Origin of the sequence: Duganella aceris (assembly GCF_011090165.1) — a bacterium.
In the GTDB taxonomy this organism is placed as follows: domain Bacteria; phylum Pseudomonadota; class Gammaproteobacteria; order Burkholderiales; family Burkholderiaceae_D; genus Rugamonas; species Rugamonas aceris.
On the sequence record NZ_JAADJT010000001.1, the window covers coordinates 718,126 to 742,685 of the forward strand.

General features: G+C 65.7%; 23 protein-coding genes and 1 pseudogene. 8 read left to right on the top strand and 16 right to left on the bottom strand.

Translation table 11 applies throughout. The features are described 5' to 3' along the window. Positions 1 to 24: 24 nt before the first annotated feature. The 4 genes from aceK (at position 25) to GW587_RS03115 (ending at position 4,919) form a co-directional block, all read left to right on the top strand. Positions 25 to 1,839, top strand: a complete 1,815-nt coding sequence (gene aceK / locus GW587_RS03100) for a bifunctional isocitrate dehydrogenase kinase/phosphatase (protein ID WP_166098359.1) — start codon at positions 25 to 27, stop codon at positions 1,837 to 1,839. Further along, entirely contained in the window at positions 1,832 to 3,031 is a 1,200-nt protein-coding gene (locus tag GW587_RS03105) for an acetyl-CoA C-acyltransferase (protein ID WP_166098361.1), read from the top strand. Before aceK ends, GW587_RS03105 begins: the two co-directional genes overlap by 8 nt. Before the next feature lie 2 nt (positions 3,032 to 3,033). Then, a complete protein-coding gene (locus GW587_RS03110; protein ID WP_166098363.1) occupies positions 3,034 to 3,702 on the top strand; it encodes an SDR family oxidoreductase in 669 nt (222 codons plus the stop codon). A gap of 89 nt (positions 3,703 to 3,791) precedes the next feature. Next, on the top strand, positions 3,792 to 4,919 hold the full coding sequence (locus GW587_RS03115; protein ID WP_166098366.1) for an acyl-CoA dehydrogenase family protein: 1,128 nt from the start codon (positions 3,792 to 3,794) through the stop codon (positions 4,917 to 4,919). A gap of 47 nt (positions 4,920 to 4,966) precedes the next feature. On the opposite strand, the gene GW587_RS03120 is transcribed toward GW587_RS03115, so the two are convergent. The 9 genes and pseudogenes from GW587_RS03120 to GW587_RS03160 all read right to left on the bottom strand — a co-directional run bounded on the left by GW587_RS03120 (position 4,967) and on the right by GW587_RS03160 (position 12,544). Beyond that, positions 4,967 to 5,524: a hypothetical protein gene (locus tag GW587_RS03120; protein ID WP_166098368.1), complete on the bottom strand. Its 558-nt coding sequence runs from the start codon at positions 5,522 to 5,524 to the stop codon at positions 4,967 to 4,969. Beyond that, complete coding sequence (locus GW587_RS03125) at positions 5,511 to 6,104, bottom strand: flavin reductase family protein (protein ID WP_166098371.1); 594 nt, start codon at positions 6,102 to 6,104, stop codon at positions 5,511 to 5,513. The genes GW587_RS03120 and GW587_RS03125 overlap by 14 nt, the downstream gene beginning before the upstream one ends. A 1-nt stretch (position 6,105) precedes the next feature. Then, a complete protein-coding gene (arsH, locus tag GW587_RS03130; RefSeq protein ID WP_166098373.1) occupies positions 6,106 to 6,816 on the bottom strand; it encodes an arsenical resistance protein ArsH in 711 nt (236 codons plus the stop codon). Between the two features lie 4 nt (positions 6,817 to 6,820). Continuing rightward, positions 6,821 to 8,101: an arsenic transporter gene (locus tag GW587_RS03135; RefSeq protein ID WP_166098376.1), complete on the bottom strand. Its 1,281-nt coding sequence runs from the start codon at positions 8,099 to 8,101 to the stop codon at positions 6,821 to 6,823. After that, on the bottom strand, positions 8,101 to 8,571 hold the full coding sequence (locus GW587_RS03140) for an arsenate reductase ArsC (RefSeq protein WP_166098378.1): 471 nt from the start codon (positions 8,569 to 8,571) through the stop codon (positions 8,101 to 8,103). Before GW587_RS03140 ends, GW587_RS03135 begins: the two co-directional genes overlap by 1 nt. Further along, positions 8,568 to 8,876, bottom strand: a complete 309-nt coding sequence (locus tag GW587_RS03145) for an ArsR/SmtB family transcription factor (protein ID WP_166098381.1) — start codon at positions 8,874 to 8,876, stop codon at positions 8,568 to 8,570. Before GW587_RS03145 ends, GW587_RS03140 begins: the two co-directional genes overlap by 4 nt. Before the next feature lie 421 nt (positions 8,877 to 9,297). Continuing rightward, positions 9,298 to 9,528: pseudogene (locus GW587_RS03150) on the bottom strand (hypothetical protein); the annotation flags it as partial. Positions 9,529 to 9,935: 407 nt separating this feature from the next. After that, entirely contained in the window at positions 9,936 to 10,850 is a 915-nt protein-coding gene (locus tag GW587_RS03155) for a YihY/virulence factor BrkB family protein (protein WP_166098384.1), read from the bottom strand. A 29-nt stretch (positions 10,851 to 10,879) separates the two neighbouring features. Further along, positions 10,880 to 12,544, bottom strand: a complete 1,665-nt coding sequence (locus GW587_RS03160; protein WP_166098386.1) for an ABC transporter substrate-binding protein — start codon at positions 12,542 to 12,544, stop codon at positions 10,880 to 10,882. 107 nt (positions 12,545 to 12,651) lie between these two features. Here GW587_RS03160 and GW587_RS03165 point away from each other — a divergent pair, with 107 nt between their 5' ends. Together GW587_RS03165 and GW587_RS03170 are read left to right on the top strand one after the other, a co-directional pair. After that, the gene (locus GW587_RS03165; RefSeq protein ID WP_166098388.1) at positions 12,652 to 13,890 is read left to right on the top strand and encodes a spore maturation protein; all 1,239 of its coding nucleotides are present in this window, start codon (positions 12,652 to 12,654) and stop codon (positions 13,888 to 13,890) included. An 11-nt stretch (positions 13,891 to 13,901) separates the two neighbouring features. Then, complete coding sequence (locus GW587_RS03170; protein ID WP_166098390.1) at positions 13,902 to 15,707, top strand: D-alanyl-D-alanine carboxypeptidase/D-alanyl-D-alanine-endopeptidase; 1,806 nt, start codon at positions 13,902 to 13,904, stop codon at positions 15,705 to 15,707. Between the two features lie 154 nt (positions 15,708 to 15,861). Here the strand turns inward: GW587_RS03170 and GW587_RS03175 are convergent, their stop codons facing one another. After that, positions 15,862 to 16,866, bottom strand: coding sequence for a GlxA family transcriptional regulator (locus GW587_RS03175; RefSeq protein ID WP_166098393.1), 1,005 nt, complete (start codon positions 16,864 to 16,866; stop codon positions 15,862 to 15,864). Between the two features lie 215 nt (positions 16,867 to 17,081). Here GW587_RS03175 and GW587_RS03180 point away from each other — a divergent pair, with 215 nt between their 5' ends. Continuing rightward, a complete protein-coding gene (locus GW587_RS03180) occupies positions 17,082 to 18,104 on the top strand; it encodes a LysR family transcriptional regulator (RefSeq protein WP_166099122.1) in 1,023 nt (340 codons plus the stop codon). 33 nt (positions 18,105 to 18,137) lie between these two features. On the opposite strand, the gene GW587_RS03185 is transcribed toward GW587_RS03180, so the two are convergent. Beyond that, positions 18,138 to 18,902 (bottom strand): SDR family oxidoreductase, encoded by a 765-nt coding sequence (locus GW587_RS03185; RefSeq protein ID WP_166098396.1) that lies wholly within the window; start codon positions 18,900 to 18,902, stop codon positions 18,138 to 18,140. 111 nt (positions 18,903 to 19,013) lie between these two features. Beyond that, the gene (locus GW587_RS03190; RefSeq protein ID WP_166098399.1) at positions 19,014 to 19,271 is read right to left on the bottom strand and encodes a UBP-type zinc finger domain-containing protein; all 258 of its coding nucleotides are present in this window, start codon (positions 19,269 to 19,271) and stop codon (positions 19,014 to 19,016) included. Positions 19,272 to 19,393: 122 nt separating this feature from the next. On the opposite strand from GW587_RS03190, the gene GW587_RS03195 reads away from it, so the two are divergent. After that, positions 19,394 to 20,371, top strand: coding sequence for an aldo/keto reductase (locus GW587_RS03195; RefSeq protein ID WP_166098401.1), 978 nt, complete (start codon positions 19,394 to 19,396; stop codon positions 20,369 to 20,371). 92 nt (positions 20,372 to 20,463) lie between these two features. Here GW587_RS03195 and GW587_RS03200 read toward each other — a convergent pair whose 3' ends face one another. Genes GW587_RS03200 through GW587_RS03215 form a run of 4 tightly spaced genes read right to left on the bottom strand, consistent with a single transcriptional unit; the run spans position 20,464 to position 24,523 of the window. After that, on the bottom strand, positions 20,464 to 21,075 hold the full coding sequence (locus GW587_RS03200; protein ID WP_166098404.1) for a M15 family metallopeptidase: 612 nt from the start codon (positions 21,073 to 21,075) through the stop codon (positions 20,464 to 20,466). A gap of 1 nt (position 21,076) precedes the next feature. After that, entirely contained in the window at positions 21,077 to 21,928 is an 852-nt protein-coding gene (locus GW587_RS03205; RefSeq protein ID WP_166098407.1) for an N-acetylmuramoyl-L-alanine amidase, read from the bottom strand. A 19-nt stretch (positions 21,929 to 21,947) separates the two neighbouring features. Beyond that, on the bottom strand, positions 21,948 to 22,847 hold the full coding sequence (locus GW587_RS03210; protein ID WP_166098413.1) for an N-acetylglucosamine kinase: 900 nt from the start codon (positions 22,845 to 22,847) through the stop codon (positions 21,948 to 21,950). Between the two features lie 2 nt (positions 22,848 to 22,849). Next, a complete protein-coding gene (locus tag GW587_RS03215) occupies positions 22,850 to 24,523 on the bottom strand; it encodes a family 10 glycosylhydrolase (RefSeq protein WP_166098415.1) in 1,674 nt (557 codons plus the stop codon). Between the last annotated feature and the right edge of the window lie 37 nt (positions 24,524 to 24,560).

The following is a 24,560-nucleotide window of genomic DNA, read 5'->3' on the forward strand; positions in this document are numbered from 1 at the left end:
GCGGCGGCGACTGACGGACTCGACATGATCCAGGCTGCATTCCCCAAACTGCTGCGCTCGCAGATCGCCTTCGATATCGCCGGCGCGATCCGCGACGGCTTCGACAAGCATTACCGCCTGTTCCGCCACACCAGCCAGCAGGCGCAGCGGCATTTCGAACGCGGCACCTGGAGCGCGGCGCAGCAGGACGCCCGCGCCCGCATCGACTTCTACGACAAGCGCGTGCAGGAATGCGTGCAAATCCTGGAAGACGAATACGACCCGTCCGAGCTGACCGATGAAGTGTGGCGCGAACTCAAGCTGCACTTCATCGGCATGCTGTCCGACCACAAGCAGCCGGAGCTGGCCGAGACCTTCTTCAACTCGGTCTGCTGCAATATCCTGCACCGCAGCTACTTCCACAACGAATTCATCTTCGTGCGCCCGGTGGTCTCCACCGAATACATCGAGACCGAAGAACTGCGCCCGACCTACCGCGTCTACTACCCGGAGACCGACGGCCTGCACTTCACGCTGAAGCGCATCATCACCAACTTCCAGCTCGACGCCCGCTTCGCCGACCTGACGCGCGACGTCGAGCAGGTCGAGCTGCGCCTCCAGCAGGTCTTCGGCGGCGCGCGCATCGAACCGAACCACCAGATCCAGGTCCTGTCCAACCTGTTCTTCCGCAACAAGGGTGCCTACATCGTCGGCAAGGTCGTCAACGGCAACAAGCAGTTCCCCTTCGTCGTCCCGATCCTGCACAACAAGCACGGCCTGCTGCTCGACACCGTGCTGCTCGACCACGAACAGGTGGCGATCCTGTTCTCGTTCACGCGCGCCTACTTCCTGGTCGACATGGAAGTGCCGTCGGCCTACGTGCAGTTCCTGCGCAGCCTGTTGCCGCGCAAGCCGCGCAGCGAGATCTACACCATTCTCGGCCTGCAAAAGCAGGGCAAGACGCTGTTCTACCGCGACTATCTGCAACACCTGAAACACTCGTCCGACCAGTTCGAGATCGCGCCCGGCATCCGCGGCCTGGTGATGCTGGTGTTCGCGCTGCCGTCCTTCCCCTATGTGTTCAAGGTGATCAAGGATTTCTACCCGGCGCCGAAGGAGACCACGCGCGCGCTGATCAAGGAAAAGTATTTGCTGGTGAAGCACCACGACCGCGTCGGCCGCATGGCCGACACGCTGGAATACTCCAACGTCGCCTTCCCGCGCAGCCGCTTCAAGGAGGAGCTGCTGGCGGAGCTGAAGCAGCATGCGCCGTCGCTGGTCGAAGAGGACGGCGACAACATCGTCATCAGGCACCTGTACATCGAGCGGCGCATGGTGCCGCTGAATATGTGGCTGACCAGCGCCAACGACGACGAGCTCCAGGTCGAACACGGCGTCCGCGAATACGGCGACGCCATCAAGGAACTGGTGGCGGCCAATATCTTCCCCGGCGATATGCTGTACAAGAATTTCGGCGTGACGCGGCACCAGCGCGTGGTGTTCTACGACTACGACGAAATCGAATACATCACCGACTGCCAGTTCCGCGCCATCCCGCAGGCGCGCACCGAGGAAGAAGAGATGGCGTCCGAGCCGTGGTACACAGTCGGCAAGCACGACGTCTTCCCCGAGCAGTTCGGCAGCTTCCTGCTGGGGAACGCAAAGATCCGCAAATATTTCATGCAGCACCACGGCGACCTGTTGACGCCGGCGTGGTGGCAGGCGCGCAAGCAGCGCATCATGGACGGCCACGTCGAAGACGTGTTCCCGTACCCGCAGCACATCCGGTTTTGCAATCAACACTCGACACCCCCGGCGGCGATCCAGCCGCCCTTCATGGAGACACTTGAAAATGAATGATCCTATCGTAATCGTCGGCGCGGCCCGCACCCCCATGGGCGCCTTCCAGGGCGACTTCTCCGGCAAGGCCGCGCACGACTTGGGCGCGGTCGCGATCCAGGCCGCCGTCGAACGCTCCGGCATCGACGGCAAGCTGGTCGAACACGTCTACTTCGGCAACTGCCTGATGGCGGGCCAGGGCCAGGCGCCGGCGCGCCAGGCCTTGTTGAAAGCCGGCCTGCCGACATCGACCGGCGCGGTCACGCTGTCCAAGATGTGCGGCTCGGCGATGCAGGCCGCGATCTTCGCCCACGACCAGCTGGTGGCCGGCAGCGCCGAGGTGGTGATCGCCGGCGGCATGGAATCGATGACCAACGCGCCCTACCTGGTGCCGAAGGCGCGCGGCGGTTACCGCATCGGCCACGGCATGTTGTTCGACCACATGATGTACGACGGCCTGGAAGACGCCTATTCGCGCAACGAGAAAACCGGCGAAGGCCGCTCGATGGGCACCTTCGCCGAAGAGTGCTCGGCCAAGTACCAATTCAGCCGCGAGGCGCAGGACGGCTTCGCCATCGAATCGGTCAAGCGCGCGCAGGCCGCCACCAACGAAGGCTGGTTCAACTGGGAGATCGCGCCGGTCACCGTGACCAGCCGCGCCGGCGACAGCGTCATCGACAAGGATGAGGGTCCGCTGAAGGCCAAGGTCGACAAGATCCCGACGCTGCGCGCCGCGTTCAAGAAGGACGGCACCATCACCGCCGCCTCGTCGTCGTCGATCAACGACGGCGCCGCCGCGCTGGTGATGATGCGCGAATCCAAGGCCAAGGAACTGGGCCTGACCCCGATCGCCAAGGTGCTGGGCCACGCCACCAACGCGCTGGCGCCGGACCAGTTCACCGTGGCGCCGATCGGCGCCATCGAGAAGCTGTTCAAGAAGACCGGCTGGAGCGTCAAGGACATCGACCTGTTCGAGATCAACGAAGCCTTCGCGGCGGTGCCGATGGCGGCGATGCGCGACCTCGACATCCCGCACAGCAAAGTCAACGTGCACGGCGGCGCCTGCGCGCTGGGCCACCCGATCGGCGCCTCCGGCGCGCGCATCATCGTCACGCTGATCGGCGCCTTGAAGCGCACCGGCGGCAAGAAGGGCGTGGCCGCGCTGTGCATCGGCGGCGGCGAAGCCACCGCCATGGCGATCGAGCTGGTGTAAGCATGGCGACCGCACTCATCATCGGCGCCTCGCGCGGCATCGGGCTGGAACTGGTGCGCCAGTATCTGGAGGATGGCTGGCGCGTGATCGCCACCGCCCGCAAGGCGGAGGACTGCGACGCGCTGCTGAAGCTCGGCGCGGAACCGCACAAGCTGGACGTCACCGACGTCGAAGCCTGCGCCGGCATCGGCTGGAAGCTGGACGGCGAAGAGCTCGACGTCGCCATCCTCAACGCCGGCGTGTACGGCCCGCGCCACGACGGCTTCCCGCTGCAGACCGACTTCGACACGGTGATGCACACCAACGTGCTGGCGGCGATGCGGCTGCTGCCGATCATCGCGCCGATGGTATGCGCGGCGCGCGGCAAGCTGGCGGTGCTGTCGTCGCGTATGGGCTCGCTGAGCGAGCGCACCAGCACCGGCGGCTCGCTGTACCGCGCCAGCAAGGCGGCGCTGAATTCGGTGCTGATCGACACCGCGCTCACCTACGGCGCGCAGGGCGCCACTTGCGTCGCCTTCCATCCGGGATGGGTGCGCACCGAGATGGGCGGCGCGGGGGCGGACATCTCGCCGGAGGAAAGCGCCGGCGGCATCAAGGCCACGATCAGCGGGTTGCCGGCCTCCGAAGTCGCCGTCTACCGCAACTACGACGGCACGGAAATCGGCTGGTAAAAGCAAACCCCGCACAGCCGACTAGGGTCGGACCCCGTACGGGGTCCGACCCTGCGACGGTTTTCGGGTTAACAATATAACGAGACGACATGATACTGAGCGAAGAACACGAAATGATCCGCGACGCCCTGCGCACGTTTGCACAAGAGCGCCTGGCCCCCAACGCCGCCCGCTGGGACAAGGAGCACCACTTCCCGGCGGAGGAACTGAAGGAGCTGGCGGCGCTGGGCGCCTTCGGCGTCGCCGTGCCGGAGGCCTTGGGCGGCGCCGGCATGGATTACGTGTCGCTCGCGCTGGTGTTGGAAGAGATCGCGGCCGGTGATGGCGGCACGTCCACCATCATCTCCGTCAACAACTGCCCGGTGTGCAGCATCGCCATGATGTACGCCAACGAGCGGCAAAAGGAACAATGGCTGCGGCCACTGGCGCAAGGCGAGATGCTGGGCGCCTTCTGCCTCACCGAGCCGCACACCGGCAGCGACGCCGCCGCGCTGCGCACCACCGCCACGCGCGACGGCGACCACTACGTCATCAACGGCACCAAGCAGTTCATCACCAGCGGCAAATACGCCGACGTCGCCATCGTCATGGCGGTGACCGACAAGGCGGCCGGCAAAAAGGGCATCAGCGCGTTCTGGGTGCCGACGTCGACGCCGGGCTACATCGTCGCGGGGCTGGAGCAGAAAATGGGCCAGCACTCGTCGGACACGGCGCAGATCCTGTTCGACAACTGCCGCATCCCGGCCGAGAATCTGATCGGCGAAGAGGGCCAGGGCTACAAGATCGCCTTGTCCGGGCTGGAGGGAGGCCGCATCGGCATCGCCTCGCAGGCAGTGGGGATGGCGCGCGCCGCGTACGAAGCGGCGCTGGCCTATTCGCGCGAGCGCGAAAGCTTCGGCAAGCCGATCTTCGAACATCAGGCGGTGCAGTTCCGCCTGGCCGACATGGCGACGCAGATCGAAGCCGCGCGTCAGCTGATCCGCCACGCCGCGTCGATGAAGGACGCCGGCCTGCCATGTTTGAAGGAGGCCGCGATGGCCAAGCTGTTCGCCTCGGAGATGGCGGAGCGGGTCTGCTCGGACGCGATCCAGGTCCACGGCGGCTACGGCTACGTCAGCGACTTCCCGGTGGAACGCATCTACCGCGACGTGCGCGTATGCCAGATCTACGAAGGCACCAGCGACATCCAGAAACTCCTGATCGCCCGCGCCCTGTGATCGATATCCGACGAATCAGGTCCGAGGTAACTCCGATGTAAAGCGTGTCATACAGGGTGGCTGATCGCCTTCAGGGCCGCGATGGCCTTGAGCGCGGGGTAGTCGCGCTTATCCGGATAGCGCAGCCGATAGTAGGCGTCCCAGTAGCTGAGCGCGCGTTGCTCGGTCGTTAGAAAATATGCCGGGTTTGCGCGCACGAACGCGGCATATTTTCCCCCATCGGCGGCGATGGCTTCCTCGATCGGCCGAATGATTTCGACTACGTACTCGCCAAGCAGCTGAAACAAAAATGGAATCACCCAGGATTCGTCGCGCGCCAGCAGCCGGCGCGCGCAGGATTCACGCAGGAAGCCGTCATGATGTCGCGCGCCCAGGCAAAGCGCCACCAGTCCTTGCCGGCCTCCAGCATCGGCCGCCCGACGCACCCGCGCCATGTCGTAATACGTCCGGTAAGGGATGAGCAACGACTCTTCCGACACGCGCACGGAAAGACCTCCCACCGGCTTGAACATTTGATCCGGCATCAGAACCGACAACGCCGCCCGCACGGCATCGGTAAGGTCGCGCGGAAAGGCGCTGATTTCGCTTGGCTCAAGCGGCGCCATGATCGTTCACCCCAATCACGGCCGATTCGCCGATCGCATAGAACTGGCCGCCGGCGATGTAATGCAGGCTGCGCCAGCGCGGATCGGCGGTTTCGAAGTGCCAGTGGCCGTTGTGGAACACGCGCGAGTCCGCATACGCCGCCACCACTTCGCCGATGAACAGGTCGTAGTGCTGCTGGTTGCGCGGCTCTGGAATCACTTCACAAAGCAGCCAAGCCGAGCTGCCCGCGACCAGCGGCGCGTTGAAGCCGTCGACATGGAACAGCTCCACGCCGCAACGCTTCAATTTGTCCGGCGTCTCGGCGAGACTCATGCTGCCGACCGCGTGGGTCAGCTCCAGCTGCCCCATGTTCGGCACCTGCAGCACGAAATAGCCGCTGTGCTCCACCAGCGCGCGCGTGGCCGCCGTTTTATCCAGCACCACGGTGACCTTGGGCGGCGCGAAATCCAGCGCGCACGACCACGCCGCCGCCATGACATTGTCCACACCCGCATGGCTGGCCGACACCAGCACCGTCGGGCCATGGTTCAACAGCCGGTAAGCCTTTTCCAGCTCAACCGGAAGAATGTGCTCGTCCATGCTAAATCTTCCTGATTTGGTTATCGATCGCCTTGAGGGAACGCTCATTACGCTCGCTATAGCGGTCGGTCAGGTAATCGGTTCGGCCGCGCAACAGTAGCGTCATCTTGAACAACTCCTCCATCACATCGACCACGCGCTCATAATAACCCGAAGGACGCATGCGTCCATGCTCGTCGAACTCCTTGTACGCCATCGGCACCGACGACTGGTTGGGTATGGTGAACATCCGCATCCAGCGCCCCAGCAGCCGCATGGTGTTGACCACGTTGAACGACTGCGAGCCGCCGCAGACCTGCATCACCGCCAGCGTGCGTCCCTGGCTGGGCCGCAGCGCGCCTTGCTCCAGCGGGATCCAGTCGATCTGGTTCTTCATCACCGCCGTGATCGCGCCGTGCCGTTCGGGACTGCACCACACCTGGCCCTCGGACCACAACGACAGCGCGCGCAACTCGGCCACCTTGGGATGGTCCTCGGGCACGCTGCCGGCCATCGGCAGCTCGGTCGGGTCGAAGATCTTCACCTCGGCGCCGAAGTGCTCCAGGATGCGCGCCGCCTCCTCGGTCAGGAAGCGGCTGAACGAGCGTTCGCGCAGCGAGCCATACAGCATCAGGATGCGCGGTGGATGCGCCAGGTCTCCTGCCGGCGCCAGCTTGTCCAGCGTCGGCATGTCCAGCTGCGCGGGATTGAGGTTCGGAAGATTCGGGATCATGATGTCAGCCCAGACGGATGGCCAGCGCCGCCAGCGTCGCCAGCAGCACCGGCAACGTCAGGCAGATGCCGACGCGGAAGTAGTAGCCCCACGAGATGCGGGTTCCCTTGTTGGCCAGCACGTGCAGCCAGAGCAGCGTGGCCAGGCTGCCGATCGGCGTGATCTTCGGCCCCAGGTCGCTGCCGATGACGTTGGCGTACACCATCGCCTCGCGCACCACGCCGTGCGTCGGCGTCGCATCGATCGACAGTGCGCCGATCAGCACCGTCGGCAAGTTGTTCATGATCGACGACAGGATCGCCGTCAGGAAGCCTGTGCCCAGCGCCGCGCCCCACACGCCGTACTGCGCGCACCAGGTCAGCGCCGAGGTCACCCACGCGGTCAGCCCGGCGTTGCGCAGGCCGTACACCACCAGGTACATCCCCAGCGAGAAGATCACGATCTGCCACGGCGCGTTGCCGATCACTTCGCGGGTCGAGATGCGGTGCCCGCGCGCGGCCACCACCAGCAGCAGCAAGGCCCCCACCGCCGACACCACGCTGATCGGCACGCCCATCGGTTCGATGAAGAAGAAGCCGATCAGCAGCACGCCCAGCACCCACCAGCCGGTGATGAAGGTGGCGCGGTCGTGGATCGCCGATGCCGGCTGCTTCAGCTGCGACGCGTCGTAGTCGGCCGGGATATCGCGGCGGAAGAACCACATCAGCGCGCCCAGCGTGGCCGCCACCGCGACCAGGTTCACCGGCACCATCACCGCCGCGTAGCGCGCGAAGCTGATGCCGAAGTAGTCGGCGGAGACGATGTTGACGAGGTTGGACACCACCAGCGGCAGGCTGGCGGTATCGGCGATGAAGCCGGCCGCCATCACGAAGGCCAGCGTGGCCTTGGCCGAAAAACGCAGCTCGCGCAGCATGGCGATCACGATCGGGGTGAGGATCAGCGCCGCGCCGTCGTTGGCGAACAGCGCGGAGACGGCGGCGCCCAGCAGCACCAGCATAACGAACAGGCGCTTGCCGCTGCCGCGTCCCCAGCGCGCCATGTGCAGCGCGGCCCATTCGAAGAAGCCGGCCTTGTCCAGCAACAGGCTGATGATGATGATCGCGACGAACGTCCCGGTCGCGTTCCAGACGATGTGCCACACCACCGGGATGTCGCCGACGTGGATCACGCCGGCCAGCAACGCGACGATGGCGCCGGCCACCGCGCTCCAGCCGATGCCCAGGCCGCGCGGCTGCCAGACCACCAGCACCAGCGTCGCCAGGAAGATCAGGAAGGCGCCCAGCATCAGGCGCCCAGCGTGCCGATACGGTCCAGTTCCCGCTTGAACGCGGCCTTGTCGGTCATCGGCGGCAAGGCCAGGAAAGCCTCGATGCGGGCGCGGATGATCTGGTAGGTGAGCTCGAAGGCGGCCTCGATTTCCTCGTCGCTGCCGACGACATGGCCCGGATCGTCGACGCCCCAATGCGCGCGCAACACCGGCCCGAGGTAGGCGGGGCAGGTCTCGCCGGCGGCGCTGCCGCAGACGGTGATCACCACGTCCGGCGTCAGCGGCAGGTCGTTCCACGATTTGCTGAAGTAGCCTTCGGTGGAGATGCCTTTGCGATGCAGCAGCGCGACCGCGCGCGGATGCAGCTGGCCGGCCGGCTGGCTGCCGGCGCTGATGGCCCGCATGTCCGCCGGCGCCAGATGGTTGAAGGTGGCTTCGCTCAACACCGAACGGCAGGAATTGCCGGTACACAGAAACAGAATATTCACGCCGCCCCCAATCCGCACGGCGCACCGCCGCAACAATTTTCAGTCAAAAATCCGATCAAGCCGTTCATGGTGCCGATATCGGCCGCGTAGATGACGAAGCGCCCGTCCTGGCGCGACGATATCAGCCCCGCATGCGCCAGCTCCTTCAAATGAAACGACAGCGACGACGGCGCGATATCGAGCCGCTCGCCGATCCTGCTGGCGGCCATGCCGTCCGGCCCGACCTGCACCAGCAGCCGGAACACGGCCAAGCGGCTTTCCTGCGCCAACGCCGCCAGCGCGGCCAATGTTTGTTTGGTATCCATGCACGGCATCGTAACGTAAACAATTCGATATTTCAAATAATATCGAATTGTTTATAAAGACATGCCCATTCGCTGTTCGCTAGGGTAGCAACGATTTCAGGGTTCGCTGGCCGTCAGGGGTAAGGTCGCATTCGGGCTCCGCCTCGATAAGCTGTGCGGTAGGGATAGTACGTTGAATGTCGTCCAAGGCGTCGAACAAGGCCGCCTCCGCGCTGGCGGCCTCACGGTTAAGAACCATCACAAGATAGCCCCGTCTGCCGATGCCAATCAGCGCGTCGGTAAAACCGGCGGCGCCCAGCCTTTCAACTAATTCGTCCTGATCGCTGTCTTGCGCCGAAAGCCGATAGCTAAGCGTAAAAGTAAATTCCATCGCCATTCCTTTGGTGAAAGCGCTGCCAACATCGCACCGTTTGCTTAATGTGGTGCAGTTGTTCACAACGCGCCGCAGATCACGCGCGTGATTCATCGGATTTTTTGGCGTACTCCAAATGCTGACAATACAAAACTTGCCACAACGGCATGAGTCATCATTGTAAGGACAATACATTTTCCCCCAAGCATGGCTGCCACCAACTTTGATGTCCCAGCCATGCAACTCCGCATGCTTCAGTGCGTATTCAACTTCTTTTTTGGGATGAGCGAGGCGCGCCATTCTTGCTCCCAGTGTAATTACGGATAGGGGGATGTCAATTGAATGTGGAAGCGTAAGGCCGACGGTCTTTGAAAACGTTGGGCAGGCACAAATTTTGGACGAAAAAAAAGCCCACATCTCTGTAGGCTTTGTTCCAATGTATTACCAATGCTTTAATCGTATGCCGGGGTCCAGTGCTATCTGCAAAGTGACTCCAGAGTCTCGGACGCCAATGCTATCTGCAAGGTGCCTCCAACGTGTAAATCGACCATCGTATCCGGAATTACAACTCCAGGGCTTGTGCCAACTGCGGTTCGGTCTTACACATATCGAACTGCTGCGCCTGCCTTGGATGTGGGACTGTTTGCATGCAAACCTCAACCACGAGCGTAGTGTAACACAGTTCTTTGTGCGGCGCACAAATTATTTTACTTCTGTACCGCTTGCGTGGTCATCGGCTGCGCGGTGCGCCGGTATGGCGCCTTGCCGACCCGCTCGAACTCGGAAATCACCTGTGCGCCGAACAGCAGCAAGGTCGCGCCGATCTCCAGGCTGAACATGACGATGATGGCGGTGGTCATCGACCCGTACACCACGTTCACCTGCGACAGCGTCGAAAAATACCAGACCAGGATATGCCGCGCCACTTCCCACAACAGCGCCGCCGTCACGCCGCCGATCAGCGCGTGCGACAGCGACAAGCGTCCGACCGGCATCACCAGGTAGATCGCGGTCAGCACCAGCACTTCGCCGACCAGACCCAGCATGTACAGCAGCACGCCCGACACGCCCGACAGCGACCAGCTATAACCAAACAGCCACACGCTCTCCTCGCCCAGCACCTGCAGGCTGCCCGCCACCAGCGTGACGATCAGCATGCCCGCGCCCAGCGACAGGATGAAGCAGTAGGGCATGATGGCGGAGATAAGGAAACGCCGGCGCCGGATCGCGACGCGGTGCTTGAAGATGACGCACATGGCGTTCTCCAGCACGGTGAACGCCAGCGAGCTGAAAAAGATCATGCTGACCACCAGCACGCCGCCGACCAGATCGCGATGATCGAGGAAATGGCCGACTTCTTCGACGATAGGCTTGGACTGCCCCGGCACAAGCCAGTTCAGATAGCGCCCGACCGTCGCCAGCAGTTCGGCCTGGCTGATGAAGTGCGACAAGGCCACCATCATCAGCATCAGCAGCGGCACGATGGAAAGCAAGGAGTAATACGCGACCGCGCCGGCCAGCAGCAGACCCTGGTTGGCGCGGAAGCCCTTGAGGCATTGCAGCAAGAAGTCCATCGGGTGCGTGCCGACGTAGGCCAGCGCCCTGCGATTGAATAGTTTCATCGGACCATTTTACGCCCGAAGTCCGCCACTTAGTGTGCGACAACGTCCAGATAGCGCCAGTTGGTGAACTCCACCGGATGCCGCACATAATTCTTCAGCCACGGCTGCTGCAAGTCGGCCGAGATCGGATGGGTCAGCAATACCCACGGCGTATAGGCGTGGATGATCTGCGCCATTTCGTTGTACAGCACGGTGCGCTGCGGCGAATCGGCCATGGTCCGGGTTTGCTCGTAGCGCTGGTTGTAGGCCGGCAGGTTGAAGCGCGCGTAGTTGGCGCGGCCGCTGTTCGGGCCGTACAGCAGTTGATAGAAATTATCGCCGTCGGGGAAATCGGCCACCCAGTTGGTCTCGAACATCATCACCGAGCCCAGCCGCGAGGCCTTGATGATCTCGGTCTTCTTGTCGCTCTTGAACACCACCTTGAGGCCGATGGCGCTCAGGTTCTTGCGCCACAGCTCGTCGCGCAAGCGGCCCACCGTCGACGATTCGCTGTGCATCACCAGCGTCAGCGGCTTGCCGTCCGGCTGGGTGCGGAAGCCGTCGGCGCCCTTGCGGTAGCCGTAGCGGTCCAGCAGCGCGTTGGCCAGCGCCGGATCGTAGGCGACCGGGCTGCGGTAGGCCGGATCGTAGCCGAGCACATTCGGCGGCAACGGCGTCACCGCCGGCAAGGCCAGCCCCTTCTTCATCTGCGTGATGTCCTCGACGCTGTTGTAGCCCAGCGCGATGGCGCGCCGCAGCGCCAGCTTCTCCTTGCCATAGCCGCCGATCAGCGGATCGTCCATGTTCATCCACATGTAATAGGTCTGCAACACCGGGAATGGCGTCAGCACCATGCCCTTGCGCGCCAGCTCGGGCTTGAGCGTCGGCCTCGGATCGTCGGTCAGCACCATTTCCTTCATCGATTCCGGCACCTGCTCCAGGAAATCGAACTCGCCGTTCAGGAAGCCCAGCATGCGCGACTGGTACTCCTCCATGATCTTGATGTCGATGCGGTCCAGCAGCGGCAGGCGCTTGCCCTGGAATTCCATCGACCGGAACTCGCGGTTGGCCAGCAGGCTGATCTGGTCGCTGTGCTTCCACGTGCCCATCTTGAACGGACCGGTGCCGACCGGATGATTGCCGACCTGCGTGCCGTAGGCCTCGACCACCTCGCGCGCGACCGCGCCGGTGGCCGGGATCGCCAGGTAGAACAGGAAATTCGGATCGGCCGCCTTCAGCCGGATGCGCAGCGTGAATTTGTCCACCGCCTGGATCTCGGCCACGCCTTCGAACAGATAGGTCCAGGGCGATTTCAGCGCCGGATCGTTGAGCCGCTTGAAGCTGTAGACGTAGTCCTGCGCCGTCGCCTGCCGCCGCGCGCCCTTGAAGGCCGGGTCGGGCGTGAAGTAGATGTCCTGGCGCAGCTGGAAGGTGTAGGTCAGGCCGCCGTCGGTCACGGCCGGCATGGCGCTCAGCGTGTTCGGCTGGAGCTTGACCGGGCGCGCCAGATAGTCGTAGCGCAGCAACGGGTCGAACAGGTTTTCCAGCAGGCTGAGACTGGCGACGTCGGAGGCGACCGCCGGATCGAGGCCGGTTTCGCCGGTGCTGAGAAAGGCGTGCAAGACTTTCGGCGCGGCCGGCGCCTGTGCGGACGCCGGCGCGGCGCCGACGGTGACCACCAGCGCCAGCAGGGCTGCTGCATAACTTTTAAGCATACTGTTCCATCCACATCGCATACGCAAAGCGGCAGCTTAAAGCTTTTTTAGCTTGCTTACCCGCTATACTTTACAAATCGCCCACTGCATTCAGGAAAATTCGAACAATGTCGCTCTCTTACATCTGGTCCGGCTTCTTCCTGATCGGCCTGGTCGCCGCACTGGCGCAGTTCTTCATTTTGGGCGATACCGACATCTTCAAACGCATTATCGACGGCACTTTCGATTCCGCCAAATCCAGCGTGATGGACATCGCGCTGCCGCTGGCCGGCGTGATGACGCTGTGGCTGGGCATCATGAACATCGGCGAGAAGGCCGGCGCCATCAACATGCTGGCGCGCCTGATCGCGCCGTTCTTCTCGCGCATCTTCCCGGAGGTGCCGAAGAACCATCCGGCCACCGGCCACATGGTGATGAATTTCTCGGCCAACCTGCTGGGCCTGGACAACGCCGCCACGCCGTTCGGCCTGAAGGCGATGGAAAGCCTGCAAACGCTGAACCCCAGCAAGGACGAGCCGAGCAACGCGCAGATCATGTTCCTGGTGCTGCACACCTCCGGCCTGACGCTGATCCCGGTCGCCATCATGGCGCAGCGCTCGATCATGGGCGCGGCCGATCCGGCCGACATCTTCATCCCGTGCATGATCGCCACCTATGTCGCCACCGTCACCGGCATCATCGCGGTCTCGATCCGCCAGCGCATCAACCTGATCAACCGCGTGGTGCTGGGCTGGCTGGGCGGCATGACCGCCGCCATCGTCGGCATGATGTGGTACTTCACGCATTTCATGACCAAGGCCGAGATCCAGGGTTTCTCCAAGGTGTTCAGCAACCTGTTGCTGCTGCTGGTGATCGTCGGCTTCATCGTCGGCGCGCTGGTCAAGAAGGTCAATGTCTACGACGCCTTCATCGAGGGCGCCAAAGGCGGCATCCAAACCTCGCTGACGGTGATTCCATATCTGGTCGGCATGCTGGTCGGCATCAGCGTGATCCGCAACGCCGGCGTGTTCACATATGTGGTCGACGGCTTCACCTGGCTGTTCATGCACCTCGGCGTCAACACCGATTTCGTGCCGGCGCTGCCGACCGCGCTGATGAAACCGCTCAGCGGCAGCGGCGCCAAGGCGATGATGATCGACACCATGGGCACCTACGGCCCGGATTCCTTCGTCGGGCGGCTGGCCTGCGTGTTCAACGGCTCGGCCGACACCACCTTCTACATCGTCGCGCTGTACTTCGGCTCGGTCGGCATCCGCAAGACGCGCTATGCGATCTCGTGCGGGCTGATCGCCGACTTCGCCGGCGTGCTCGCGGCGATCTTCGTCGCCTACATCTTCTTCCATTGAACAGGAGCGCCATGTTACGTCGCTTGATTATCGCCACGCTGTTGTCCGCCACCGCGGCGCACGCCGCCGACCTGCCGGAGCCGGTGGCGCGGCTGATGCAGTCGGCGCAGATTCCGGCGGCGGCGGCCGGTATCGTCGTCATGCGCGGCGATACCGTGCTGCTGTCGCACAACCCGCAGCAAAGCATGCAGCCGGCCTCGACCATGAAGCTGTTCACCACCTTGACGGCGCTGGAGCAGCTGGGGCCGGTGTTTCGCGGCCGCACCGAGTTCCGCAGCGGCGCGGACGTAGTCAACGGCGTTTTGCGGGGCGATCTGATCGTGCGCGGCGGCGCCGATGCCGATTTCAACGAGGATGTGCTGACGCATATGTTGCAGGCGCTGCGCACCCAGGGCATCCGCAGGATCCAGGGCGATGTGGTGCTGGACCGGCTGCTGTTCCAGCCGAGCCGGCCGGATGCGGGGCAACCGCCGTTCGATGAATATCCGTGGGCTTACTACAATGTGATCCCGAATGCGCTGCTGGCCAACACCAACTTGCTGAAACTGGACATGCGTTCCAGCGGCAACAGGATCACGCTGGCGATGTTGCCGGAGATGGAGAACGTCAGCGTGCGCTCGGAGCTCAAGCTGGTCGACGCCGCCTGTTCGACGTGGGAAAAGGATTGGCGTACGCCGGACTACGCACGCAAAGGCGACAAGATCGAAGTCGTGCTGCACGGCAGCTTCCCCAAGAATTGCATCAAAGCGACCAGCATCAACGTGCTCGACAGCCATGACTATCTGGCGCGGCTGTTGCAAGCCACCTGGCGCAAGCTGGGCGGCAGCATCGGCGGCGAGGTGCGCGAGGCGCAGGCGCCAACCCCTACGACCAGCACTGGCGCCGATGCGATGGCGGCGCAGGCTGGCACCGATGCGATGGCGGCTCGGGCTGGCACCGATGCGACGGCGTCGCGGGCTGGCACCGACGCGATGGCGGCCCGCGATGGCGCCGACGCGATGTCGGCAGCGGCTGCGGCGCCGGTGAACGCGCCGGCAACATCGACAGCGCCGCCCGTGTCGGCAACCGCGCGATCGCCGGGCGCGGTCCCGGCGCCGCCGACCAAGCTGCTGGCCGAACACGTCTCCCGCGCGCTGCCGGAAATCCTGCGCGACACCAACAAGCAATCCGACAACACGCTGGCGCGCACGGTCTTCCTCAGCCTGGGCAGCCTGGAGGCCGACCCGATGCTGGGCAGCCACCCGATCGCGCCGGACGGCGGCCAGGCCAGCACCGCAATGCGCGCCGAAACCGCGATCCGCGCCTGGCTGCAAGCGCACCGCATCGACGGCAACGGCCTGGTGCTGGACAACGGCTCCGGCCTGTCGCGGGTCGAGCGCGCCACGGCCGAGCAATTGGCCGGCGTGCTGCAAGCCGGCCTGCACAGCCTGTGGATGCCCGAGTTCCTGTCCAGCCTGCCGATCGCCGCCACCGACGGCACCATGCGCCGCCGCCTGAAGGACAGCCCGGCGGCGCAGCGCGCGCGCATCAAGACCGGCAGCCTGAGCGGCGTGATCGCGATCGCCGGCTACGTCCAGGACGCCAACAACCAACCGGTGATCGTGGCCGCGATGCTGAACGACGAACACGTCGCCAACGGCGCCGGCCGCGCCGTGCTGGACGCCCTGATCGACTGGGCCGCCCGCTCCGGCGCCGCGCCTTCCACTCCGGGCACGCCGACCACGCAGGCCGCGCCTGCCGCGCCGACCACCTCCGCGATCACCGCGCCGCCGCCGGCGCCCGCGCCCGCCCCCGCGAGCGACCCGACCCGGCGCTGACTCCGCTCGCGGCCTGCGTCACGGCCCCGGGTTGCGCGACCAGGCGGCGAACCGATCCGGCGCCAAGCACTTCACCGGCCGCCCCACCGACGGCGCCCGAAGCGCCCCGTGACGGCGCAGCGCCGGCCGCCGCATTTCGCTGCCGTAGCGGCGGCTACACCACCCCAGGCGCCGCAAAACGCTTGCGATACTCCGACGGCGAAATCCCCAGGTTGCGATGGAAAGTGACCCGCATCCGTTCCTGGTCGCCGAACCCGCACTGGCGCGCGATCTGGTCCAGGTTGCGGCTGGAATTTTCCAGCAAGCGCCGCGCCGCCTCCAGCCGGAACATCTCGACCGCCTTGCCCGGCGCCCGCCCGGTCTTCTGCTTGTAAACCCGCGCAAAGTTACGCGGACTCATGCGCGCCCGCTCGGCCAGCGTATTGACGTCGATATCCTGCACGCCCAGATTGGCGCTGAGCCACAAGTGCAGCTCATCGAACGGCGCGCTCTCCTGCGCCTGCGCCTTCAGCATCTCGCTATGCTGCGGCTGTCCACCGGGCCGCTTCAGATACACCACCAGCTCGCGCGCCACCTGCACCGCCACATCCCGCCCACCGTCGGCCTCGACCAGCGCCAGCGCCAGATCGATGCCCGACGCCACGCCGGCCGACGTCCAGACCGCATCCTGCCGGACAAAGATCGCCTCCCGGTCCACCTCCAGCGCCGGATAACGATCCTTCAACAGATCGAGCATCATCCAATGCGTCGCCACCCGCTTGCCGTCGAGCAGCCCGGCCTGCGCCAGCAGAAACGTCCCGCTGCACACCGACGTCGTCCGCCGCGCCCGCGACGCCGCCGCGCGCAGCCACTCGATCATCCGCTGCGCCTCGCCCAGCACTGCATCGATCTCGAACGCCCCCGGCACCAGGATGGTATCGACCTGACACTGATCGAAATCGCTGAACGGCCGCGTCCCCAGCTCGACGCCCTCGGCCGTCCGCACCAGGCCGCCGTGCAGGCTGACCGTGTGGCTGACATAACCGGGCAGCCCGCGCTGCTCCATCCAGCGCGAAGCGGTCCAGAAGACGGTCTGCGGACCGGTCAGGTCCAATAATCCCATGCGGGGAAAGGCGACAAACAGGATGAGCCGGGGCGGTGCAGCGGTAAAGGACGACATGATTGAAGCGGGGAAGGCCAACGCGGCCGACGATTCTAGCAGTTGACTCCGCCAGCAGAAATGACAGAAATCCCGCATTTTCCGCCAGCCGGCACGGCCCGCATTTGTGTCATAAATAACGGGAAATTTGTCATTTACCTCACCCGGCAACGAACCTACCATGACGGCTCGTCAACAAGGGATATGCTATGGAAGCCACTCCACCGGACGCCGTCATGCACGCCGCGCAGCACGGCAACCCGTCCCACGAAGGCGGCGACGCGCTCGCCATGAGTTTCGCCACCACCTACGCCGGCGTGATGGCGTTCATCGCGGTGGTGCACGAAGGCAGCTTCGCCAAGGCGGCCGAACGACTGGGCATCGGCCGTTCCGCCGTCAGCCGCAGCGTGCAAAAGCTGGAGACCCAGCTCGACACCCGGCTATTCCTGCGCACCACCCGCCACACCTCGCTGACCGCCGAAGGCGAAATGTTTTATCAAAATTGCCGCCCCGGCGTGCAGCGCATCGTCGAATCGGTGGAGGAGATGCGCGAGCTGCGCAGCGGCACGCCGCGCGGCCTGCTGCGCGTCAGCGCCACCGCCGGCTTCGGCCGCAAGGTGATCGCGCCGCTGCTGCGCGGCTTCCACGACGCCTATCCCGACATCAAGCTGGACCTGCTGCTGGACGACCACCCGACCGATTTCATCACCGACCGCATCGACGTCGCCTTCCGCAACGGCCGCATGGACGACAGCGAAGTGGTGGCCAAGCAGCTGATCCCGATGCAGATGATGGTCTGCGCCGCGCCGTCGTATGTGCGGACGCATGGCCAGCCGCGCACGGTGGCCGAGCTGGCGCAGCACCAGAGCATCAACTTCCGCCTGGCCTCGGGCAAGATCTTCGAATGGGAATTCAAGGTCGACGGCGTGATGCAGAAACTGCGGCCGCAATCGAACCGCAGCTTCAACGACGCCGACCTGGTGTTGCAAGCGGTGCTGAACGGCGAAGGCCTGGCGCAGATGGCCGGCTACCAGATCTGCGACCACCTGCGCGCCGGCCGGCTGGTGGCCTGCCTGCCGCAATACGCGCCGGACGATCGCGGCCACTACATCTGCTACCTGAACCGGCGCCACCTGCCGACGCGGATCCGGGTCTTCATCGACTACATGACCCAGCACATCCGCGCGCTCGACCTGCACTGCCTGACCACGTTCAACCTGCCGCCGGAACCGGCGCTTGCCGCCGCACAGGCGGCATAGCGCGGCGCGGCGGGCGTCCGGCATTGCCGGGGGCTAGACGCCGGCGCGGCCGGCGGGCCGCTGCGCCAGCCAAGCGTCGAAGCCGGTGGCGCCGAGGCGCGCCGCCGGGCCGGCCACCAGCGCCGCGTCATCGAGCAGCGCGCCGAAGTAGCGCGCCTGCGGATCGGGCGCGACGCGGCGGGCGTCCCCGGTCGCGGCGAACAGGCGCGCGGCCAGGTCGCACAGCCGCGCCCGCTCCGGCCCGGCGATTTCAACGATGCCGTTGAGCGGCGCCGCCTGGGCGATCTCGGCCAGCGCGCGCGCCACGTCGTCGGCCGCCATCGGCTGCATCAGCGCCGGCGACAGACGCACGGTATCGCCATCGGTCCCCGCGTCGGCGATGCTGCCGAGGAATTCAAAGAATTGGGTGGCGTGGACGATGGTGTAGGGGATGTCGGACTCGTGCACCAGCTGCTCCTGCGCCAGCTTGGCGCGGAAGTACCCGTTGTCGGCCAGACGGTCGACGCCGACCACCGACAACACCACATGGTGCGCGACGCCGGCGTGCCGTTCCGCCGCGATCAAGTTGCGGCCGGCGGTCCGGAAGAAGTCCAGCGCGGCGCCATCCTCGAACGAGCGCGAATTGGACACGTCGACCACCACCCGCGCGCCGGCGAGCACCTCGGCCAGGCCGACGCCGGTGATGATATCGACACCCGAGGCGGGCGAGCCATCGAACACATCATGTCCGGCGGCGCGGAGGAGGGTGGAGAGCTTGGTGCCGATCAGGCCCGAGCCGCCGATGACGACTATTTTCATGCGATTTCCTTCTTGGTGATTAAAAAAAACAAACCAAGTGTAGAAGTACGCGGCAAGCGGCGGTAGATCCGCCGAGGTACGCACGGTGGTGCGCACCCGGCAACAATCGCGTCAGACGAAGTCGTGGTCGATATAGCACCAGCGCCAGCTCTCGCCGGGCTCCGCCGAAGCCATCACGGCGTGGCCGGACTTCTGGAAATGCTTGGTGGCGTGCTGGCCGTCGGAGGCGTCGCAGCAGCCGACATGGCCGCAGTTCAGACAGCGGCGCAGATGCACCCACCGCATGCCCAGCCGCAAGCACTCCTCGCAGCCGGTGGCGGGGGTGGCGGCGACCAGGACCTGGTCGAGGTGTTGGCACATCTTGTTCATGAGGTATCCTTCCGGTTGGCGGGCGCGAGGGCTCCAGCTTAGCGCAACTTGCGCGCGCGCCTCCGACCTCGTTGGCGAAAAACTGGTAGTCTGGCTGACGTTCGACTACACAGGAGCAAGCGATGAAGCAACGCGGTCTAGGCAATCAAGGATTAATCGTCTCGGCGCAGGGGCTGGGCTGCATGGGCATGAGCAACACCTACGGCCCGGCGGACGAAGCCGAATCGATCGCGACGCTGCACCGCGCCATTGACCTCGGCGTCAACTTCTTCGACACGGCCGAAGTGTACGGCCCGTATCACAACGAAGAGTTGCTGGGGCGCGCGCTGAAGGGCCGGCGCCAGGAAGTGATCCTCGCCACCAAGTTCGGCTTCGACCTACGCGAGGGCGCCAGATTGGGCGTCACCAGCGACCCGGCGCGCATCCGCGCGGCGGTGGAAGGCTCGCTGCAACGGCTGGGCACCGACCACATCGACCTGCTGTACCAGCACCGCATCGACCCGCAGGTGCCGATCGAAGAGGTGGTGGGCGTGATGAGCGAGCTGGTCCGCGCGGGCAAGGTGCGTTACCTGGGCTTGTCGGAAGCGGGCGTGGCCAACATCCGCCGCGCGCACGCGGTGCACCCGATCAGCGCGCTGCAAAGCGAATACTCGCTGTGGGAGCGCAATCTGGAAGCCGAGATCATCCCGGTGTTGCGCGAACTGGGCATCGGCCTGGTGCCGTTCAGCCCGTTGGGACGCGGCTTCCTGGCCGGCACCGCCAAGCGCGCCGAAGAGTATGCGCCGAGCGACTTCCGCCACCAGGATCCGCGCCTGCAGGGGCCCAACTTCGACGCCAACATGGCGGCGGCACAAGCGGTGCGCGAGCTGGCCGAAGCGCGCGGGCTGACGGCGGGGCAGGTGGCGTTGGCGTGGGTGATGCATCAAGGCGAGGACATCGTCCCGATTCCGGGCACGCGCCGGCGCGCCAATCTGGAGCAGAACGCCGCCGCCGCCGACGTCACGCTGGGCATCGACGAAATCGCCGCGCTGGAAACCGTGCTGTCGCAAGTAGCCGGCCCGCGCTACAGCAAAGAACGCATGGCAACGGTTGACCGCTAAACTCCGGGGTCAGAGCTAAAAACTGGACACGGGCTCAACAGTAGCGTGCGCTACTGTTGAGCCCGTGTCCAGTTTTTAGCTCTGACCCCGGATTATAGGACACGTGCGTAGTCGCGGCGCACTTGCAGCCGGTCGCCGCAGTCGAAGTGCCACCATTCGCTGTTGATGCCTTGCCAGCCGGCCTGCAACATCGCGTCGCGCAGCCAGCGGCGGTTGGCGAGGTGGGCTTCGCTCAGCTCGCCACGCGCCAGCAATTGCTGCTCCAGCGCCGGATGCGACCGCTCGCTCAGGTCGTCGAAGCCGGTGCCCATGTCGAGCTCGCGCCCTTCGGCGTCCAGCAGCGTCACGTCCAGCGCCATGCCGAACGAGTGGATCGAGCCGCGCGCCGGATCGGCGATGTAGCCCAGCAGCTCGGTGCCCTGCAGCGCTTGCCACAACTGCTCCTGCACCCGCTGCGGACGCAGCGCGTCCAGCACCAGCAGCTGGTACTCCGGCTTGCGCTCGGCCAGCCACGCCACCGCGCGCTCCAGCGCGGCCGCCGCGTCCTTGTGCAGCCAGTTGCAATCGAGCGGCGTGTACAGGTCGCGGCCGACGAAGTTGTCCGGCGTGGCGTAGCGCAGGTCGACCGCGATACCGGCGATGCCGTCCAGCCGCCGGAAATCCGGGTGGCCGGGGATCGCTTCGCAGGTCAGCGTGGCGTTCATATTATTGCGCCACCACCGGGGCGGTTGCCGGCGTAGCCGGCGGCGGCAACGTCGGCAGGGGGCTGGTCAGCACGTCGAGGATGGCGGCCGATTCCGCGTCCGGCGTGCCGTCGAACAGCGCTTGCCGGTACTTGGATTGGAACACCACCATCACGTTGCGGGTCGCCTGGTCCAGCTCGCCGTTCTGCGGCACGGCGTAGCCATGCTGCGCCAGCTTGCGCTGGAACCAGGCGATGTCCGGCAGCTGCTCCTGGTAGCCGGGGACGCGTGCGGCGACCCGGCTCGGCTCCGGCCAGCTGATCAGCCCTTCGTCGGCCAGCCGCTTCCACGGGAACAGCGGTCCCGGATCCTGCTTGCGCTGCGGCGCGATGTCGTTGTGGCCGAGGATGTTGTCCGGCTTGATGTCGTGCCGCTTGACGATGTCCTTCAGCAGCACCACCAGCTGGTCGATCTGCGCCGGCTTGAACGGATACCAGACCCGTCCTTCCGGCGTGTCCTTGAAGCCGGGGTTGACGATCTCGATACCGATCGACGCCGAGTTCAGCTGGTTGTAGATCTTCCAGCTGCTCAGGCCGGCGTGGTTCGATTGCCGCGATTCGTCGACAAGCGTGTAGAAGAACGGCTGCTCCGTGTCCGTCAGCAGGTAGTGCGCGCTGACTTCGTCCTGGGTCAGGATCTTGATCGAACGCGGCAGGTCCGCCACCGTGTAGTGGATGATGACGAACTTGATCCGGTCGCTCTGGCTGCGCGAGACCAGGCTGTGGTCCAGCTTGGGCGTGGTCGGCGGCGCGGTGGCGCAACCGGCCAGCACGGCGGTCATGGCGGACAGGGCAAGCAGCGGTACGATCTTCATGGGCGGTCTCGGCAATGGATCAAAGGGTAAAGTTTAGAGCAATCCGGGCTGCGGCGTGGTGCGCTTGTGTTTCCTTCTGTATCAGGGACAAGCCGGCCGGCAACGCCGCCCGCATGCTGTCGACGATCAGCGGGTGCAGCGTGGCGGCCCGTCCGCCCAGCGCGATCGGTCGCATGCCATGGCGGCCGACCAGCGCCAGCGCGATGCGCGCCAGTTCGCGGCCGGCCTGTTCCAGGATCCCGCGGGCCACCGGATCGGCGTCCGCGCTGGCGGCCACGGCCAGCGCCAGCCGCCCGATGGCGCCCCGGTCCTGGCCGTAGATGAACTGGCGCGACACCGCCCAGTCGCTGCCGCCGATCTGCGCGAACACCGCGCGCGCCATCGCCGATTCCAGCCACGCGCCCGGCCGCTCGTCCTCCAGCCGCCAGATGTGGCGCATCGCTTCGCGCGCGATCCAGAAGCCGCCGCCGCCGTCGTCCAGCGTGACGCCGCGTCCGCCGGCGCGGTGCAAGGCACCGTCCGCGTCGATGAAGGCGGCGATCGAGCCGGTGCCGGCGTAGACCAGGTAGCCGGCGCCGGGCGCGAAGCTGTCCAGATAGGCGATCTCCACATCGTTGCGCACGCTGATCGCGGACGGCGCGACCTGCAACAACTCGCCCAGCCACTGCGCCGCCTGCGTGCCGACGCCGTCGAAGCCGGTCAAGCCGGCGCAGACCCGCAGCGGCCGCCCCACGGCCAGCACCTGCGCCGCCAGCAGCGAGAACAGGCCACGCACCGCTTCGCGCCCGGCCGGGTTGCCCATCTGCGTGGCCGACATGCCTGCCACGAAGCCCTCGGCCACGATGGCGCCGGAGGCGTCGCCCAGCGCCCAGCGGGTTTGCGTGCCGCCGGCGTCGATGCCCAGCCCGAGTTCAGTCATGCTCAGCTCCGGTAGACGTTGATCCGTTCGCTCTCATTGCCCAGCCGGTCGACCGCGCTGACCACCACCAGCTGCGCCGCGACACCGGCCGCGTCGTCGGCCAGCAGCAGCACCGGCCGCGACGCCGGCGCCAGCGCGAAGCGCCACTCGGCGCCGTAGCGCGACCAGATCGCATAGTGCGCCACCGGCTTGCCGGCGCCGGCCGCCAGCTTCAGCGACACGCCGTTGCTCTCGCGCCGCGCCGCCGCGCCCGGCGCCGAAGGCGCCTCCGCCCCCAGCCACGGACTGGCCGGCGCCAGCGCCGCCGTCTGGTAGGTCTGCGCGCGCAGCTGGTCGGTGATGCCCTTGCGGTTTTCCATCAGCGCGGCGATGCTGAAATGCAGGTGCCCGCGCACCCCGGCGCGGCTGCGCGTGACGCCGATCTGCTTGACGATCTCCTCCGGCGCGAAGGTCTTGATGGTGTTGTCGATGCGGCTGGTGTACAGCCCCGGCCAGACGTGGCGCGCGCGCGTGTTCTGCGCCAGCCAGTAGTCGAGCAGCACGTCGAACGCCTGCGGCGCCTGCGCCACCGGCCAGTACAGCTGCGGCGCCAGATAGTCGAGCCAGCCGTTGGCCAGCCACAGCTCGGCATCCGCGTACAGCTTGTCGTACTGGCTGAAGCCGACGATGCCGGCCGGGCGCCGGTCCGGGCGGCCGATGCCGAACGGGCTGATGCCGACCCGCACATGGCTCTTTTCCTTGCGGATGCCGAGATACATCGCTTCGATCAGCGCGTTGACGTTCTGGCGCCGCCAGTTCGGCCGGTCCAGCGTGCCGCCGCCCAGCAGATAGCGCTGCCACGACGCCTGGTCCGGGAACTCCAGCTCCTGCCGCGCGCCGACGCCGCCGTCCAGCGCCACCCCTTCCGGCCCGGCCGCGTTCGGCGTGTCGATCGGATAGGGATAGAAATAATCGTCGATGTGCACGCCGTCGATGTCGTAGCGGCGCACCACGTCCAGGATCACCGCCAGCGTGTGCTGCGACGCGGCGGCCTCGCCCGGATCCATCCACAGGTAGCGGCCGTAGGGCTTGACCACGTCCGGATTGGTGCTGCCGATATTGTTGCGCGCCAGCGGCGACTTGGCGGTGGCGTGGCGCGCACGGTAGGGATTGAACCAGGCGTGCAACTCGAGCCCGCGCGCATGCGCCTGCTCGATCCAGAACTGCAGCGGATCCCAGGCCGGCGACGGCGCGCGGCCCTGCTGGCCGGTGAGGAACTCCGACCACGGCTCCAGCTCGGACGGATAGATCGCATCGGCGCTCGGCCGCACCTGCAGCACGATGGCGTTCAGGTTCAGCGATTTGGAGCGGTCGAGGATGGCCAGTGCTTCGGCCTGCTGCTTGGCGACGCTGAGGTTGCTGCGGCTCGGCCAGTCGATATTGGCGACGGTCGAGACCCAGGCGGCGCGGAATTCGCGCGGCGCCGGCGGCGGCATATTCGGATCGTAGGGCGCCGGGGCCGGCATCGGCGTCGGCGACGGCGCGCCGCCCGGCGCGGGTGGACGCGGCGATGCGCCGTCGCTCGGCGCGGGCGCGGGCGCCGGCGTGCTGGAGCACCCTTCAAGCAGCGCGGCGAAGCCTGCCGCCACACCGGCCGTCAAGGTCAGCCGCTTCTTCGAATTAAACACCAAAACCATTCCCCGATTCAGTTAAGCACCGTATTGTAATGCGGCC

Coding starts and splice junctions, on each gene's coding strand:
- GW587_RS03155 (WP_166098384.1), bottom strand. CDS start 10,850: ATGAAACTATTCAATCGCAGGGCGCTGGCCTACGTCGGCACGCACCCG.
- GW587_RS03205 (WP_166098407.1), bottom strand. CDS start 21,928: ATGAAGATCGTACCGCTGCTTGCCCTGTCCGCCATGACCGCCGTGCTG.
- GW587_RS03190 (WP_166098399.1), bottom strand. CDS start 19,271: ATGAACAAGATGTGCCAACACCTCGACCAGGTCCTGGTCGCCGCCACC.
- GW587_RS03170 (WP_166098390.1), top strand. CDS start 13,902: ATGTTACGTCGCTTGATTATCGCCACGCTGTTGTCCGCCACCGCGGCG.
- GW587_RS03135 (WP_166098376.1), bottom strand. CDS start 8,101: ATGCTGGGCGCCTTCCTGATCTTCCTGGCGACGCTGGTGCTGGTGGTC.
- GW587_RS03200 (WP_166098404.1), bottom strand. CDS start 21,075: ATGAACGCCACGCTGACCTGCGAAGCGATCCCCGGCCACCCGGATTTC.
- GW587_RS03195 (WP_166098401.1), top strand. CDS start 19,394: ATGAAGCAACGCGGTCTAGGCAATCAAGGATTAATCGTCTCGGCGCAG.
- GW587_RS03125 (WP_166098371.1), bottom strand. CDS start 6,104: ATGGACGAGCACATTCTTCCGGTTGAGCTGGAAAAGGCTTACCGGCTG.
- GW587_RS03165 (WP_166098388.1), top strand. CDS start 12,652: ATGTCGCTCTCTTACATCTGGTCCGGCTTCTTCCTGATCGGCCTGGTC.
- GW587_RS03120 (WP_166098368.1), bottom strand. CDS start 5,524: ATGGCGCCGCTTGAGCCAAGCGAAATCAGCGCCTTTCCGCGCGACCTT.
- GW587_RS03145 (WP_166098381.1), bottom strand. CDS start 8,876: ATGGATACCAAACAAACATTGGCCGCGCTGGCGGCGTTGGCGCAGGAA.
- GW587_RS03180 (WP_166099122.1), top strand. CDS start 17,082: ATGCACGCCGCGCAGCACGGCAACCCGTCCCACGAAGGCGGCGACGCG.
- GW587_RS03210 (WP_166098413.1), bottom strand. CDS start 22,847: ATGACTGAACTCGGGCTGGGCATCGACGCCGGCGGCACGCAAACCCGC.
- aceK (WP_166098359.1), top strand. CDS start 25: ATGATCCAGGCTGCATTCCCCAAACTGCTGCGCTCGCAGATCGCCTTC.
- GW587_RS03175 (WP_166098393.1), bottom strand. CDS start 16,866: ATGTCGTCCTTTACCGCTGCACCGCCCCGGCTCATCCTGTTTGTCGCC.
- GW587_RS03185 (WP_166098396.1), bottom strand. CDS start 18,902: ATGAAAATAGTCGTCATCGGCGGCTCGGGCCTGATCGGCACCAAGCTC.
- GW587_RS03110 (WP_166098363.1), top strand. CDS start 3,034: ATGGCGACCGCACTCATCATCGGCGCCTCGCGCGGCATCGGGCTGGAA.
- arsH (WP_166098373.1), bottom strand. CDS start 6,816: ATGATCCCGAATCTTCCGAACCTCAATCCCGCGCAGCTGGACATGCCG.
- GW587_RS03105 (WP_166098361.1), top strand. CDS start 1,832: ATGAATGATCCTATCGTAATCGTCGGCGCGGCCCGCACCCCCATGGGC.
- GW587_RS03215 (WP_166098415.1), bottom strand. CDS start 24,523: ATGGTTTTGGTGTTTAATTCGAAGAAGCGGCTGACCTTGACGGCCGGT.
- GW587_RS03160 (WP_166098386.1), bottom strand. CDS start 12,544: ATGCTTAAAAGTTATGCAGCAGCCCTGCTGGCGCTGGTGGTCACCGTC.
- GW587_RS03115 (WP_166098366.1), top strand. CDS start 3,792: ATGATACTGAGCGAAGAACACGAAATGATCCGCGACGCCCTGCGCACG.